14 protein-coding genes are annotated in these 14,701 nt (G+C 70.1%); 3 read left to right on the top strand and 11 right to left on the bottom strand.

Annotated features, from left to right (window positions below; all coding sequences use genetic code 11):
* Positions 1-99 precede the first annotated feature (99 nt).
* The gene (gene bla, locus HUW46_RS14090; RefSeq protein WP_215547703.1) at positions 100-999 is read left to right on the top strand and encodes a class A beta-lactamase; all 900 of its coding nucleotides are present in this window, start codon (positions 100-102) and stop codon (positions 997-999) included.
* Positions 996-1,910: a class A beta-lactamase gene (gene bla, locus HUW46_RS14085; RefSeq protein ID WP_215547702.1), complete on the top strand. Its 915-nt coding sequence runs from the start codon at positions 996-998 to the stop codon at positions 1,908-1,910. Before bla (HUW46_RS14090) ends, bla (HUW46_RS14085) begins: the two co-directional genes overlap by 4 nt.
* 392 nt (positions 1,911-2,302) lie before the next feature.
* On the opposite strand, the gene glpK is transcribed toward bla (HUW46_RS14085), so the two are convergent.
* Both glpK and HUW46_RS14075 read right to left on the bottom strand, forming a co-directional pair.
* A complete protein-coding gene (glpK, locus tag HUW46_RS14080) occupies positions 2,303-3,814 on the bottom strand; it encodes a glycerol kinase GlpK (protein WP_215547701.1) in 1,512 nt (503 codons plus the stop codon).
* A 40-nt stretch (positions 3,815-3,854) separates the two neighbouring features.
* Positions 3,855-4,604 carry an MIP/aquaporin family protein gene (locus HUW46_RS14075; RefSeq protein WP_215547700.1) on the bottom strand — a complete coding sequence of 250 codons (750 nt, stop codon included), beginning with the start codon at positions 4,602-4,604 and terminating at the stop codon, positions 3,855-3,857.
* A 263-nt stretch (positions 4,605-4,867) separates the two neighbouring features.
* On the opposite strand from HUW46_RS14075, the gene HUW46_RS14070 reads away from it, so the two are divergent.
* Entirely contained in the window at positions 4,868-6,556 is a 1,689-nt protein-coding gene (locus HUW46_RS14070; RefSeq protein WP_254126605.1) for a glycerol-3-phosphate dehydrogenase/oxidase, read from the top strand.
* A gap of 159 nt (positions 6,557-6,715) precedes the next feature.
* On the opposite strand, the gene HUW46_RS14065 is transcribed toward HUW46_RS14070, so the two are convergent.
* The 9 genes from HUW46_RS14065 to HUW46_RS14025 form a co-directional block, all read right to left on the bottom strand.
* Positions 6,716-7,525, bottom strand: a complete 810-nt coding sequence (locus tag HUW46_RS14065) for an SMP-30/gluconolactonase/LRE family protein (protein ID WP_215547698.1) — start codon at positions 7,523-7,525, stop codon at positions 6,716-6,718.
* A 54-nt stretch (positions 7,526-7,579) separates the two neighbouring features.
* Positions 7,580-9,019 carry a class I adenylate-forming enzyme family protein gene (locus HUW46_RS14060; RefSeq protein ID WP_215547697.1) on the bottom strand — a complete coding sequence of 480 codons (1,440 nt, stop codon included), beginning with the start codon at positions 9,017-9,019 and terminating at the stop codon, positions 7,580-7,582.
* Complete coding sequence (locus HUW46_RS14055) at positions 9,016-9,546, bottom strand: GNAT family N-acetyltransferase (RefSeq protein WP_215547696.1); 531 nt, start codon at positions 9,544-9,546, stop codon at positions 9,016-9,018. Before HUW46_RS14055 ends, HUW46_RS14060 begins: the two co-directional genes overlap by 4 nt.
* Before the next feature lie 18 nt (positions 9,547-9,564).
* On the bottom strand, positions 9,565-10,185 hold the full coding sequence (locus HUW46_RS14050; protein ID WP_215547695.1) for a response regulator: 621 nt from the start codon (positions 10,183-10,185) through the stop codon (positions 9,565-9,567).
* Complete coding sequence (locus HUW46_RS14045; protein ID WP_254126162.1) at positions 10,182-11,456, bottom strand: sensor histidine kinase; 1,275 nt, start codon at positions 11,454-11,456, stop codon at positions 10,182-10,184. Before HUW46_RS14045 ends, HUW46_RS14050 begins: the two co-directional genes overlap by 4 nt.
* A 7-nt stretch (positions 11,457-11,463) precedes the next feature.
* The gene (locus HUW46_RS14040) at positions 11,464-11,817 is read right to left on the bottom strand and encodes a DUF1707 SHOCT-like domain-containing protein (RefSeq protein WP_215547694.1); all 354 of its coding nucleotides are present in this window, start codon (positions 11,815-11,817) and stop codon (positions 11,464-11,466) included.
* Positions 11,818-11,841: 24 nt separating this feature from the next.
* Positions 11,842-12,429 (bottom strand): DUF1707 SHOCT-like domain-containing protein, encoded by a 588-nt coding sequence (locus tag HUW46_RS14035; RefSeq protein ID WP_215547693.1) that lies wholly within the window; start codon positions 12,427-12,429, stop codon positions 11,842-11,844.
* 56 nt (positions 12,430-12,485) lie between these two features.
* Positions 12,486-14,279, bottom strand: coding sequence for an acetyl/propionyl/methylcrotonyl-CoA carboxylase subunit alpha (locus HUW46_RS14030; RefSeq protein WP_215547692.1), 1,794 nt, complete (start codon positions 14,277-14,279; stop codon positions 12,486-12,488).
* Positions 14,280-14,412: 133 nt separating this feature from the next.
* Entirely contained in the window at positions 14,413-14,688 is a 276-nt protein-coding gene (locus HUW46_RS14025) for an SAV_915 family protein (RefSeq protein WP_215547691.1), read from the bottom strand.
* Positions 14,689-14,701 lie beyond the last annotated feature (13 nt).

The following is a 14,701-nucleotide window of genomic DNA, read 5'->3' as shown; positions in this document are numbered from 1 at the left end:
ACCGAATGGTTTTCCGCGCGGTGCTCTATTGGACAGGGGCCGGACCGGGCTGCTTGGTTGAAGCCAGGCACATCACCGACTCTTGGTTGGAGCTACCGAATGCACCGCTGGAGATTCCGGCTCGTTTTGGCGACGGCGATTTCGACATTGCTGGCGGGAACGGGCCTCGCCTCGGCGACCCCGAGCGCACCCGCGTACGACGTCACCCGGCAGCTGCGGGACCTGGAAGCCTCGTCGCACCGCCACATCGGCGCCTTCGCGCTCGACACGGCGACCGGGAAGGCGGTCGGCTACCGGGCACACGAGTTGTTCCCGACGCTTTCCACGTTCAAGGCCGCCGAGGCCGCGGCCGTGCTGGACCGGGCGCGCCGGTCCGATCCCGGGCTGATGGAGCGGCGGATCCACTGGACCCCGGACCGGGAGGTGCCGCTGGACGGCTCGCCGGTCAACGGGCACGGGGCCACCGGGATGACGGTCGCGGAACTGGCGTCGGCAGCGGTGACCGTCAGCGACAACACCGCGGCCAACCTCCTGTTCGACCAGATCGGCGGCCCGGCGGGGCTGACCCGTTACTACCGCTCGCTCGGCGACCCGATCTCCCGGTCGGACCGGCTCGAACCCGGGCTGAACGACTGGGCGCCGGGGCAGCGGCACGACACGACCACGCCCGCGGCCATGGGCCGCGATCTCGCCTCGGTGGCCGTGGGGCACGCGCTGGCGCCCGCCGACCGCGACGTGCTCAACGGCTGGCTCCGCGGCAGCAAGACCGGGACGAAGCGCATCCGCGCCGGGCTCCCTCCATCGTGGACGGTCGGCGACAAGACCGGCACCTACAGCGCGATCGCCGGGGCCAACGACATCGCGGTCGCCTGGCCGTCCTCGGGAAAGCCGCTGATCTTCGTGGTCTACACCTATGGCGAGAAGGGTGCGCCCCTCGACGACAAGACCGTCGCGGACACCGCCAGGATCCTCGCGCACGAGGTGACCGGTCAGCCATGACGAAACCGGTGCGGGTCTCCCGCCGTGTCGCGTTGTCGGGAGCACTGGCGCTGGCGCTTCCCGGCTGCGCGGGCCCACCGGCGGGAGCCCCGGCACCGGTGGCGCCGCCCCGGCCGAGCGCCGGGATCGACGAGAACGCGGTACGGGAGCGATTGGCCGCGCTGGAACGGAAATACGAAGCGCGGCTCGGTGTCCACGCCACCGGCTCCGGTGTTTCCGCCGGCTACCGGCAGGACGAGCGCTTCGCGCTGTGCTCGACGTTCAAGACGGTCGCGGCGGCCGCCGTGCTGCGGGCGCACCCACTGTCCTATTTGGATACCGTGGTGCGCTACACCCGTGCGGAGGTCAACTCGATCTCGCCGATCACCCAGCAGCACATCGGCACCGGTATGACCGTGCGGGACCTGTGCGACGCGGCCATCCGGTACAGCGACGGCACCGCGGGCAACCTGCTGATGCGCGACATCGGGGGACCGGCCGGGTTGACGAGCTACTTCCGCGGCCTCGGCGACACCGCGAGCCGGATGGACCAGTACGAGCCGTACCTCAACCGGACGCCACCCGGTGACCCGAGGGACACCAGCACACCGCGCGCGATCGCGGGCGCCTACCAACGGATCGTGCTCGGCGACGCGCTGCCCCCGGAGGCGCGGGCGCTCGTGACGGACTGGTTGCGGCGCAGCACCACCGGCGCGAACACGATCAGGGCAGGCGTGCCGGGAACCTGGGGCGTGGCGAACAAGACCGGGCACGGCGACTACGGGCGGGCCAACGACGTCGCCGTGCTGTGGCCGCCGCGGCGCGAACCGTGCGTGCTGGCGATCATGACCGACCGCGCCGGGTACGAGGCCGAGGCCCGTTACCCGCTGCTCGCGGACGCCGCGAAATGCGTCGCCGAAGTGCTTTCGTGAAGGGAGCGCGAGCCGGGTGCGGTGCGCGCGACGAGTGGCGGGTGCGGTAGTCGGCGGCGGGGCGCTCCGTTTGGTCCCCGAAGGCCACCTTCGGGGACTCCAGCGCCACTTTCTCGGCCCTCGCGGGCGTGTGGGCCGGGCTGCGCATGCCCCGAAGGTGGCCTTCGGGGCGCTAGACGCCGCGAATCCACCCCTCGCACGCTCGACCGCCGCGACGCGCATGCCCCGAAAGTGGCTTTCGGGGCGTTCAAGTCCCCGAAAGTCACCTTCAGAGCATCACCAGATCCCCGTCGAGACAGGAGAAGCCCGTACACAGCCGAGTTCGCGGCGCTGAACTTCCCTGAAGGTCCCCTTCGGGAACCAGACACGGATCGCCCGACCGCTGTCGAAGGTCACTCGCCTTCGACCCAGTCGAAGGTCCTCGTGACGGCCTTCTTCCAGTTCCGGTACTCCGATTCGCGGCGATTCTCGTCCATCGCCGGGTCCCACTGCTTGTCCTTCGCCCAGTTGGCGCGGATGTCGTCCTCGCTCTCCCAGAACCCGACGGCGAGGCCCGCGGCGTAGGCGGCGCCGAGCGCGGTGGTCTCGTTCACCACCGGCCGGATCACCGGCACGCCGAGGATGTCCGCCTGGAACTGCATGAGCAGCTCGTTGACCACCATGCCGCCGTCGACCTTCAGCGATTTCAACGGCACCCCGGAATCGGCGTTCATCGCGTCGATCACCTCGCGCGACTGGAACGCGGTCGCCTCAAGCACGGCGCGCGAAATGTGGCCCTTGTTGACGTACCTGGTGAGCCCGACGATCGCGCCGCGCGCGTCGGAACGCCAGTACGGCGCGAAAAGACCGGAGAACGCGGGCACGAAGTAGGCGCCGCCGTTGTCGTCGACGGTGTTCGCGAATTCCTCGACCTCGGCCGCCGAGGAGATCAGGCCGAGGTTGTCGCGCAGCCACTGCACCAGCGAGCCGGTGACCGCGATCGACCCTTCCAGCGCGTACACCGTGTCGTTCGAGCCGATCTTGTAGCAGACCGTGGTGAGCAGCCCGTTCTCCGACATGACCTTCTCAGTGCCGGTGTTGAGCAGCATGAAGTTGCCGGTGCCGTAGGTGTTCTTGGCTTCACCCGGCGAAAGGCAGGCCTGCCCGAACGTGGCGGCCTGCTGGTCGCCGAGGATGCCGGAGATCGGCACGCCCGCCAGCGCGCCGCGTTCGCGGACCTTGCCGTACTCCTCAGAGGACGACCGGATCTCCGGCAGCATCGACAGCGGGACACCCATGTCGGCGGCGATTTCGGCGTCCCAGGTGAGGGTGTCGAGGTCCATCAGCAGGGTGCGCGAGGCGTTGGTCGGATCGGTGACGTGCACGCCGCCGTCCGTGCCGCCGGTCATATTCCACAGCACCCAGGTGTCCATGTTGCCGAAGATCAGGTCACCGGCTTCGGCGCGCTCGCGGGCACCGTCCACATTGTCCAGTATCCACTTGATCTTCGGGCCGGAGAAGTAGGTCGCCAGCGGCAGGCCGGTCTTCGCGCGGTAGCGCTCCTGCCCGCCGCCTAACGCGCCCAGCTCGGCCACGATCTTGTCGGTGCGGGTGTCCTGCCAGACGATCGCGTTGTACACCGGCTCGCCGGTGTTGCGGTCCCACACCACCGCGGTCTCGCGCTGGTTGGTGATGCCGACCGCGACGATGTCCGTCGGCCGCAGGTCCGCCTTGGCCAGTGCGCCCGCGGCGACCGCCCTGGTGTTTTCCCACACCTCGTTCGCGTTGTGCTCGACCCAGCCCGCCTGCGGGAAGATCTGCTCGTGCTCGCGCTGGTCGACCGCGACCACCCGGCCGGAGTGGTTGAAGATCATCATCCGGGTCGAGGTGGTGCCCTGGTCGATGGCGGCTACGTAGGAGGTCATGCGTACTCCGGTTTCTTCAAGATCAAGCGCTGCTGCGAAATCAGGCGGCGGACGGGTAGACGAGGAATACCAGCGCGGCGAGGACACCGCCGATGATCGGGCCGACGACGGGGACCCACGAGTAGCCCCAGTTCGGGTCGGTCTTGCGCTTCATCGGCAGGAGGAACGCGTAGGCGATGCGCGGGCCGAGGTCGCGCGCCGGGTTGATGGCGTACCCGGTCGGGCCGCCGAGCGAGGTGCCGATCACCAGCACGACGAAGGCGACACCGGCGTAGCCGAGCGCGCCGTTGCCGAACGTCGGGACGCCGTCGGCGCCCATCTTCGCGGCCGGGGTGAACAGGATCCAGCCGACCAGCACGAAGGTGCCGATGATCTCCGAAACCAGGTTCCACACCTTGTTCGGGATCTGCGGCGCGGTGGAGAAGACGCCCAGCGTTTCCTCCACCTTCGGGTGGTCGTCGAACTGCAGCTTGTAGGTGGCCCAGCAGAGGATCGCGCCGATGATCGCGCCGACCATCTGCGCGAGAATGTAGATCGGGACGTCGCCCCACGGCGTCTTGCCCGCGACCGCGAGCCCGATCGTCACGGCGGGATTCAGGTGCGCGCCGGTCGGATTCGCCACGCTCGCACCGGCGAACACCGCGAAGCCCCAACCGATGTTCACGAACAACGGCCCGCCGCCGTTCCCGTTGGTCTTCCTCAGCACGTGGTTCGCGACCACCCCGTTGCCGAGGAGAATGAGCACCGCCGTGCCCAACATCTCCCACAGGAATATCGTACCCGCGTTCATACCGCCGTCCCTCCACACTGGACACACTCTGGGCGCAGGGTCGGCTACCGCGCGCATCGGCACCGTTGCTGACCCACGTCCGGGGGAACGTTACTTGCCGGTTGATGATCATTCCAGGAGCTGACTGCCGCAATTTGCGGCGAGCGCGACTCGTATGTCACACGGACCGCGTCGCCGGGATGCGGCCGGGGCCGGACGTGCGATGCTGGACGGGTATGGCGGATCGAGGAGGAACACAGGTGACTGAGGTGAGCAACCCGGCGATGCTGGGCCCGTCCGCGCGGGAGGACTCGTGGCGGCGGCTCGGCGAAGAATCCTTCGATCTGGTGGTGATCGGGGGTGGCGTGGTCGGTGCGGGCACCGCGCTGGACGCGGCGACCCGCGGCCTGCGGGTGGCGCTCGTCGAAGCGCGGGACCTGGCGTCCGGGACGTCGAGCCGGTCGAGCAAGCTCTTCCACGGCGGGCTCCGCTACCTCGAACAGCTCGAATTCGGTCTGGTCAGGGAGGCGCTGCGGGAGCGGGAGCTGATGCTCACCCTGATCGCGCCGCACCTGGTGAAACCGGTCAGCTTCCTGTACCCGCTGACGCACCGCGTGTGGGAACGGCCCTACACCGCGGCCGGGCTGCTGATGTACGACACGATGGGCGGCGCCAGGTCGGTGCCGGGCCAGAAGCACCTGACCAGGGCGGGCGCGCTGCGCATGGTGCCCGCGCTCAAGCGCGACGCGCTGATCGGCGGCATCCGCTACTACGACGCGCAGTCCGACGACGCGCGCCACACCATGACCGTCGCCCGCACCGCCGCGCACTACGGCGCCGTGGTCCGCAATTCGACGAAGGTGATCGGGTTCCTGCGCGAGGCCGACCGGATCTCCGGCGTGCGGATCGCCGACGTCGAGGACGGCAGGGAGACCGAGGTGCGCGCCAACGCGGTGATCAACTGCACCGGCGTGTGGACCGACGAATTGCAGGGCCTTTCCGGCAGCAGGGGCCGGTTCCGGGTGCGGGCCAGCAAGGGCGTGCACATCGTCGTCCCGCGCGACCGGATCGTGTCCGAGTCCGGGATGATCCTGCGCACCGAGAAGTCCGTGCTGTTCGTGATCCCGTGGCGCAACCACTGGATCGTCGGCACCACCGACACCGACTGGAACCTCGACCTCGCGCATCCCGCTGCCACCAAGCACGACATCGACTACCTGCTCGAACACGTGAACACCGTGCTCGCCACCCCGCTCACCCACGACGACATCGAAGGCGTCTACGCGGGGCTTCGCCCGCTGCTCGCGGGGGAGAGCGAGGAGACCTCGAAGCTGTCTCGCGAGCACGCCGTCGCTCGCGTGGCGCCGGGGCTCGTCGCGATCGCGGGCGGCAAGTACACGACCTACCGCGTGATGGCCGCCGACGCCGTCGACGCGGCCGCGCCGGACCTGCCCGGCCGCACCCAGCCGTCCATCACGGACAAGGTGCCGCTCATCGGCGCCGACGGCTACCACGCGCTCGTCAACCAGGCCGACCACCTGGCCGGGCAGCACGGCCTGCACCCGTACCGGGTCCGGCACCTGCTCGACCGGTACGGCTCGCTGGTGCACGAGGTGCTCGCGCTCGCCGACGGCAAGCCGGAGCTGCTCAAGCCCCTCGAATCGGCGCCGGACTACCTGGCCGTCGAGGTCGTCTACGCGGCCAGCCACGAGGGCGCGCTGCACCTCGAGGACGTGCTGGCGAGGCGGACCCGGATCTCCATCGAGTACCCGCACCGCGGCGTCGACTGCGCGGACCAGGTCGCCGGTTTGGTCGGCGAAGTGCTCGGCTGGTCCGCCGAGACGGCCGCGCGCGAGGTCGAGGTCTACAACGCGCGCGTGAAGGCCGAGCGCGAGTCGCAGACCGAGCCGAACGACGAAGCCGCCGACGCACGGCGGAAGGCGGCCCCGGAAGCCCGCACCGGCCTGAGCTGATTTCTCGGCGAGGTGCTCAATTCCCCGAAGGCCACCTTCGGGGAATTGAGCGCCACAAACGAGGCCCTCGCGGCAACAATGGCCGTCGCAAATGCGTGCCCCGAAGGTGACATTCAGGGAATCCAGCGCCCCGAAGGCCACCTTCAGGGCATGGAGATCTCAGGCGACGCCGGGGGAAGGGGCGGTGGCGGTGAGGATGCGGCCGGTTCGCGGTTCGTCGCCGAACGGGCCGCGTGGCATGTCGCCGGTGAGCAGGTACAGGGTGTTCCCGCCGAGCGCGCACGCGAAGCAGCCTTGTGCCAGCGTGATCCGTTCCAGGACTTCGCCGCCTTCGCGGACGCGGACGCACTGCTTGTTCGGGACGTCGGCGAACCAGACCGCGCCGTCGGCGTCGAGGCAGATGCCGTCGGGGACACCGTCGCCGAGATCGGCCCACACCCGCCGGTTCGACAGGCTGCCGTCGGCGTCGATGTCGAACGCGGTGAGTCGGTTCGCGAAGGATTCGGCGACGATCAGAGTCGTGCCGTCGGGGGTGACGACCATGCCGTTCGGGAAGGCCATTCCGTCTGCGACCCGCCGCACGGCGCCGTCCGGGGTCACCAGCGCGATGCTTCCCGGCACGAATTCGCCCATCGGGAATTCGAACGCGACATCGCCGATGTAGGCGTTGCCGCGGCCGTCCACCGCGATGTCGTTCGGTGCCGAATACGCGCTCAGGTCGGCGTGCCGAACCGGTGCCGGGTCGTGGCGCACCACCGCGGGCCCGGTGATCACGAGCAGTTTCCCGTCGGGCGTGTGGTCGAGGCAGAACGGCGTTTCGGGGCCGTCGGCGATCGCTTCGACCGTGCCGTCGGGCGAGGCCGCGAGCACCTGGTGCGTGCCCCAGTCGGCGAACCACAGCCTGCCGTCGTGCCAGCGCGGCGACTCGGTGACGCCGCGGCCGGTGAGGAATTCTTGTACGTCCAGCATGTCTGCTCCCGGGTTCGAGGTGTGCTCTCACCGGGGACGTAGTAGCCGGCCGCGCTACTTCGACATCGCCAGCAACTTTTTCTTGTCGATCTTTCCGATACCGGTCAGCGGCAGCCGGTCGGTGAACTCGATCCGCTTCGGGACGAAGTGCCCGGCGCCGAAGTGCGCCAGCAGGAAGGCGCGCAAGTCCTCTTCGGTCACCCCGCTCGCCACCACCACGGCGTGCACGACCCGCTGCTCGCCGTCGTCCACACCGAACACGGCGGCCTCTTCGACGCGCGGGTGCTCCAGCAGCGCGTGCTCGACCACTGTCGAGTACACCTTGGTGCCGTGCTCACCGGTGACGATCACGTCGTCGGTGCGGTCGAGCAGGTACAGGAAGCCGTCCTCGTCGAACCGGCCGAGATCGCCGGTGCGCAGCCAGCCGTCCTCGGTGAACGCGGCCGCGGTCAGCTCCGGCTGTCCGAAGTAACCGTCCATCATGGCCAGTCCTTTGACGAGGACTTCGCCGACGTCTCCGGCGATCTTCGCCTCGGTTCCGGGCGCGATCCGGCCAACCGAAGCGAGCCGGTGCGGATGGCTGTCGAAGTCCGCGGCCGCGATCGTGGCGACCACGGGGTTTTCGGTGAGCCCGTACCCTTGGCCGACGACGGGGCCGAACACTTCGAGCGCCTGGCTCAACCGCTTCGGGGACAGCGGGCTCGCGCCGAGCGACAGCGAGCGGACGCTGCTCAGGTCGGTCGTGGCGAGGTCGGGGTGGTCCAGCAGCGCCGACAATCGGGGCGGGGTAAGGGAAAGGTGCGTGAGCCGCTCGGCCGCGATCGCGTCGAGCACCGCGCCCGCGTCGAACTTTTCGTGCAGCACAACGAGATCGCCGCGCAGGAAACCGCCGAGCGCGCCCGCGTTACCGGTCATGTGGGACAGCGGCGCGACCACGAGGATCCGGTTGCCCGCTTCCGGTTCCCACGGGAAAATGTGCGCGATCCCGTCGTACATCCCGGTGTGCGCGATGAGCTTGGGCACTCCGGTGGTCCCGCCGGACGGGAAGATCACGCGCACCGAATCCGGCAGTGCGACCGGCGATTCCCCTTCGGTGGCAAGGAGATCGGCCGCGTAGCCGAGTTCGCGCACACGATCGGGGCCGACCGCGGCGGCGAGTTCGGCGGCGTGCTCCCGCTCCGGATCCAGCACGAGCGTGGTCACCCCGGCGCCCTCCAGCATCGCGAGCCGGTCGGGAATGCTGCTCGACGCGCCGACGAGCACGACGCTCGCGCCGGAGAGCTGGATCGCGAACTGCGCGAGCAGTGTCTCCGGCCGGTTCCCGCCGACGAGCGCGACGACCTCGCCCGGTGCGATGCCCAGCGAGGCGTGCAGCCGCCGGAGCACCCGCCCAGCGTCCGCATAGGACAGTTCGCCGCCGTGCCCGCGGAACGCGATCCGGTCGCCGCCGGACTCGGCGGTTTCCAGCACCCTGGTCAGGAAGAAGCTGCTCACGGCGTGCGCACCCAGCGCACCTCGCGGCCGAGGTCTGGCCGGTCCTCGCCGAACACCTCGACGTAGGTGAACCCGCAGCGCTCGGCCACCGCGCGGGAGGCGGAGTTCGCCTCGCAGTGCACGTAGTCCACTCGGGTCAGGCCGACCGCGCCGAAGACGAACCGCAGCGCCGCGCCGAGCGAGACGGAGGCGGCGCCGCGGCCGCGGCCTGCGGGGTGGAGCCAGATCGACGCCTCGCCGGTGCCCGCGTCCAGGTCGAGCTTCTTGATCCCTACCTCGCCGAGCAGCGCGCCGGTGGTCGGCTCCGCGATCGCCCACGAGCACCGCTCGTCGGCCGCCCATTCGGCGTCGCGCTTGGCGATGTAGGCCCCGGCGTCTTCGAGGGTGGTGACCGCGAGACCGGGTTCGAACCGGCGGAACACCGGATCGGTGAAGCCTTCGACGAGCGCGGGCCGGTCGTCCATCAGGTCGTCCGCGCGCAACCGTCGCAAGTAGAACTCGCCCGCGTTGATCTCCACGTGGTCCACGAAACCGACCCTAGTCGTTCAGCCGAGGAGTTTGCGGCGATATGCCTCACCCACGGCGCCCGCGCGGTCGCGCACTTCGAGCTTGGCGTAGATGTGCAGCAGATGGGTCTTGATGCTGGCTTCGCTGATGAACAGCTTCGCGGCGGCGGCCTTGTTGCTCGCGCCGTCGGCCACCAGCTTGAGGACCTCCAGCTCGCGTTTCGTCAGCGTGCCCTGCGCGGGTTTGCGCACCTGCCCCATCAGCTTGCCCGCCACCGACGGCGACAGCACCGACTCGCCAGCGGCCGCCGTCCTGACCGCGCGCAGCAGTTCCGCGGTCGGCGCGTCCTTCAGCAGGTACCCGGTCGCGCCCGCCTCCACCGCGGGCAGCACGTCGGTTTCGGAGTCGAACGTGGTGAGCACGAGCACCCGCACGCCCGGCGCGGTCTCGGCGAGCTTCCTGATCGCGGTCACCCCGTCGACCACCGGCATCCGCAGGTCCATCAGCACCAGGTCGGGCCGGAACGCGGCGGTCATCGACAGCGCTTCCGCGCCGTTCGCGGCCTCGGCGACCACCTCGATGTCGTCCTCGCCGGTGAACGCGCCGCGCAGCCCGTCCCGCACGATCGGATGATCGTCGGCGATGATCAGCCTGATCACTGCGGTTCTCCTCGCTCGGCCGGGATCGCGGGAATCTGGGCACTCACGGCGGTGCCCTCGCCGGGAGAGCTTTCCACGACGACAGTGCCGGACACGCGCGCGACGCGCTGGCGCATGCCTTCGAGCCCGAAACCGCTGCCGTCGCGCGCGGGCCCGCATTCGCCGGGGGTGAACCCGGTGCCGTCGTCGCGCACGTCCAGCAGCACCACGTCGTCCAAATAGGACAGAGTGACGCCGGTTTTCGTTGCCCCAGCGTGCTTTTCGATGTTCGTGAGCGCTTCCTGCGCCACCCGGTACACGGCGATCTCCAGTTCCGGCAGCAGCGAGCGCGGTTCGCCGGTCGTTTCGACCGCGACGGGCACCCCGGAGGACTCGGACCACCGCCGCGCCAGATCGGCGATCGCGTCGGGAAGCCGTGCTGCGGCAAGGGGTTCCGGGCGCATCGCGCGCACCGACCGGCGCGCCTCGGTCAGGCTCTCCTTCGCCAGCGCGTGCACCTGGTCCAGGTGGCGTTGCCAGCGCTCGGGATCGTCGCGCGCCCGGTCCGCGGCGTGCAGCTGCGTGATGATCCCGGTGAGGCCCTGGGCGAGGGTGTCGTGGATTTCGCGCGCCATCCGCTGCCGTTCGTCGAGGACACCGGCCTCGCGGGCGCCTGCCAGCAACTTGGCCTGCAGTTCGGCGTTTTCTTCGAGCGCCTGCTCCAGCTTGCGGTTGCTCTCGGCGAGTTGGTCGTTCGCCTTGCGGCGCTGGTCGTTCTCCCGTCCGACCCAGTACGCGGCGTAGAGCAGCGGGCCCACCACCGACACCAGGACCACCCACAGCGGGGAGTCCGCCATCGTGCCGAGCCCCGCGCGCGTCAGCAACGGCGTGACCGCGGTCAACGCGACCGCGAACACGCTCACCCGCGCGGTGAACAGCGCGAACGCGAACGGGTACCCGACCGAGAGGAACGCGTTGTAGACGTCGTCGCGGATCATCAGCGCGGCGCCGAAACCCAGCAATCCGACGAAGAACACGCCCACCAGCACGGGATGGCGCACGCGGTTCGGGAACGCCCACAGCGTGCCCAGCAGCCACACCGCGGTACCGCTCGCGAGCGCGAGCGTGCCCGGCCAGTTGCCGGGCGGGGAATTGTCGGTCAACCCGGCCCACAGCGTCGTCGCGGCGAGTGCCACCAGCCCGACGGCCGTGAACACCGGTGCGGCGACGCGCTCGATCTTCGGGTGCGCCCTGCCGAAGGTTCCGGTGCCGCCCGGTACTACGCCCAGCATCGGCGGATCACCGGCGCGCCCGCACGGTCAGGTAGGCCACCAGCCCGAGCGCGACGATCCCGGCGAAGAACGGGTTCCTGGTGAGGAAGATCAGCGCGGCGGCCGCGACCAGCGCGATCGGAAGGACCCCCGGCACGAACCGCCGGGAGGCCGGCGCCGCCGAGGCGGCGGTGGCCGCGGCCAGCACCCGGGGATGCGGCTCCGGCAGGTCGTCGAACACCGGCTCGAGATCGCGGCAGGTCTTCGCGGAGGTGACCAGTGCCGACCGGTCCCCGAACTCGGTCAGATCGAGCCTTCCGGTCCGGACGTGCTCGGAGAGCACCTCCATCGCCTCTTCGCGCTCGGCGTCGGACAGCCTCATGCGCGACGCGTCACCCGGCACCGGTCAGCCCCTGAAATCGCGGCGCCAGTCGCGATGGTGGTGCCGCATCTCGCGGTGCGCGCTCCGCATTTCGCGCCGGGCGTCGTGCATCGCGCCGCGCATTTCCCGCTTCCATTCGTGCTGTTCGCGGTGCCGGTCTTGGCCGCGGTCGCGCCATTCCTGGCCCCACAGGCCGCCGCCGACCGCGGTGAGCGCGGCCGGGAGCAGGAATCCCCACCACCAGCCGGTCGCGATGATCAGGACGATCGCCAGCACCACGGTGATCGGCACCGCGGCCGCGGTGACGCGCTGCACCAGTGGGCGGTCCGACCACTCGACCGGCCCGCTCGGTTTCGCGGGCACCGGCTCGGCGGCGGCCTGCTGCGGCGCGGGCGGCGGCTTCGCCCCGTCGAACGCCGGATGGGGCGCGGGAAGGTCGGCGAAGACCTCGGCGAGGTCGCCGCGCGTCTTGCTCGCGGTGACCTTCGCCGACCGGTCGCCGTACTCGTCCAGCGTCAGCCTGCCGACGCTCATGTGCTCGCCCAGCGCCTGCAGGGCGGACTCACGGTCGGTGTCGCTGACCCGGAGCTGCTCGGAGGGGACCTCGTTCACCCCTCAATAGTAGGTCCGAACGACACCGGGTACCCGTGACATTCGTGCTGTTCGTGTCAATCCTTGATCTCGAGCAGCGCTGAGCCCTGCGTCACCGCGCTGCCGACCTCGACCGAAAGCCCGGTGACGGTGCCCGCTTTGTGTGCGGTGACCGGGTTTTCCATCTTCATCGCCTCGAGCACCACGATCAGCGCGCCCGCCTCGACCTGCTGGCCCTCTTCCACCGCGACCTTGACGATGGTGCCCTGCATCGGCGCGGTCACCGTGTCACCGCTGACCGCGGTCTTCGCCCCGCCTGCCCGCTTGCGCGGCTTGGCCTTCGCCGCGGGCGCCGCGCCGCCGCCCCCGAGCGCGAGCCCGCCGGGGAGGGACACCTCGAGCCTGCGCCCGCCGACCTCGACGACCACGTTCTGCCGCGGCTCTTCCTCTTCCGCTTCGGCGGGTTCGGCGGTGTACGGCTCGATCTGGTTGTCGAACTCCGTCTCGATCCAGCGGGTGTGCACCGAGAACGACTTGCCGTCACCGATGAACGCGTCGTCGCGCACGATCACGCGGTGGAACGGCAGCACCGTGGCGAGCCCGTCGGCGACCATCTCGTCGAGCGCGCGGCGGCTGCGTTCGATCGCGTTGTCCCGGTCGGAGCCGGTGACGATCAGCTTGGCCAGCATCGAGTCGAACTGGCCCCCGATCACGCTGCCGGACTCGACGCCGGAGTCGACCCGCACGCCGGGGCCGCTCGGCGCGACGAACGAGGTCACCGTGCCCGGCGCGGGCAGGAAGCCACGGCCCGCGTCCTCGCCGTTGATGCGGAATTCGATCGAATGCCCGCGCGGTTCCGGGTCCTCTTTGAACCGCAGCGGCTCGCCGCGCGCGATCCGGAACATTTCGCGGACCAGGTCGATGCCCGTGGTCTCCTCGGACACCGGGTGCTCGACCTGCAGCCGCGTGTTGACTTCGAGGAACGAGATGGTGCCGTCTGTGCCGACCAGGTATTCGACGGTGCCCGCACCGGAGTAGCCGGCTTCCTTGCAGATCGCCTTCGCCGACGCGTGGATGGTGGCGCGCTGTTCGTCGGTCAGGAACGGCGCGGGGGCCTCCTCGACCAGCTTCTGGTGGCGGCGCTGCAGCGAGCAGTCACGCGTGCCGACGACGATCGCGTTGCCGTGCTGGTCCGCGAGAACCTGCGCTTCGACGTGCCGCGGCTTGTCGAGGTAGCGCTCGACGAAGCACTCACCGCGGCCGAAGGCGGCGACGGCTTCCCGCGTCGCGGATTCGAACAGCTCCGGGATCTCTTCGATCGTGCGGGCGACCTTCAGCCCGCGCCCGCCGCCGCCGAACGCGGCCTTGATCGCGACCGGGAGACCGTGCTCCTCGGCGAACGCGACGATTTCCTCGGCGCCCTGCACCGGTTCCTTCGTGCCGGGCACCAGCGGGGCGCCCGCGCGCAGCGCGATGTGGCGCGCGGTGACCTTGTCGCCGAGGTCCCTGATCGCCGACGGGCTCGGCCCGATCCAGGTCAGGCCCGCGTCGAGAACGGCCTGCGCGAAGTCGGAGTTCTCGGACAGGAAGCCGTATCCGGGGTGCACGGAGTCGGCGCCCGAGCGCTTCGCCACGTCGAGGAGCTTGTCGAACACCAGGTAGCTCTCGGCGGCCGTGGTGCCGCCGAGCGCGAACGCCTCGTCGGCGAGGCGGACGTGCGGGGCGTCCCGGTCGGGATCGGCGTACACCGCGACGCTGGCGATGCCCGCGTCCTTGGCCGCTCTGATCACGCGCACCGCGATCTCACCGCGGTTCGCGACGAGGACCTTGGTGACCGGTCCTCCCTGGCTCGCACTGGCCTGTTCGGGCACGCCCCTTACCTCCTGTGTCGTAAGCCTCTGGCGTCGGCGCGCACCCCAGCGCGTCGGCCTCGCCGCAGTTTACGGACACAACCCGCCTTGCGCGGTGAGAGGCGTCTCACCGCACGGCGATTGAGGGGTGCGGCTATACGGGGTGCCGGAGGTCTTCGGGGATGTCGGTGTCCAGGAAGATCACGTCGTAGGGCAGCCGCTCGTGGATCTTCGGCAGGTGCTCGGTGCCGATGAGCACCCACGCCTGACCCTCGCCGCAGCAGGAGACCAGCCGGTCCAGCGCGGAATAGGCCATCAGGACAGTCCGGCCGTCGCCCGTCCGGCGCAGTTCGACGTGGGCCTCCTCACCGCCGGGGCCCGGCCGGGAAGTCGGTACGTAGAGGACTGGGGGAAGAGTGGGGTTCGTCACGGCCCCAACATAG

Source organism: Amycolatopsis sp. CA-230715, assembly GCF_018736145.1.
Lineage (GTDB): Bacteria > Actinomycetota > Actinomycetes > Mycobacteriales > Pseudonocardiaceae > Amycolatopsis.
This window is presented reverse-complemented; position numbering and strand designations above follow the sequence as displayed.

Coding starts and splice junctions, on each gene's coding strand:
- bla (WP_215547703.1), top strand. CDS start 100: ATGCACCGCTGGAGATTCCGGCTCGTTTTGGCGACGGCGATTTCGACA.
- bla (WP_215547702.1), top strand. CDS start 996: ATGACGAAACCGGTGCGGGTCTCCCGCCGTGTCGCGTTGTCGGGAGCA.
- glpK (WP_215547701.1), bottom strand. CDS start 3,814: ATGACCTCCTACGTAGCCGCCATCGACCAGGGCACCACCTCGACCCGG.
- HUW46_RS14075 (WP_215547700.1), bottom strand. CDS start 4,604: ATGAACGCGGGTACGATATTCCTGTGGGAGATGTTGGGCACGGCGGTG.
- HUW46_RS14070 (WP_254126605.1), top strand. CDS start 4,868: ATGCTGGGCCCGTCCGCGCGGGAGGACTCGTGGCGGCGGCTCGGCGAA.
- HUW46_RS14065 (WP_215547698.1), bottom strand. CDS start 7,525: ATGCTGGACGTACAAGAATTCCTCACCGGCCGCGGCGTCACCGAGTCG.
- HUW46_RS14045 (WP_254126162.1), bottom strand. CDS start 11,456: ATGCTGGGCGTAGTACCGGGCGGCACCGGAACCTTCGGCAGGGCGCAC.
- HUW46_RS14040 (WP_215547694.1), bottom strand. CDS start 11,817: ATGAGGCTGTCCGACGCCGAGCGCGAAGAGGCGATGGAGGTGCTCTCC.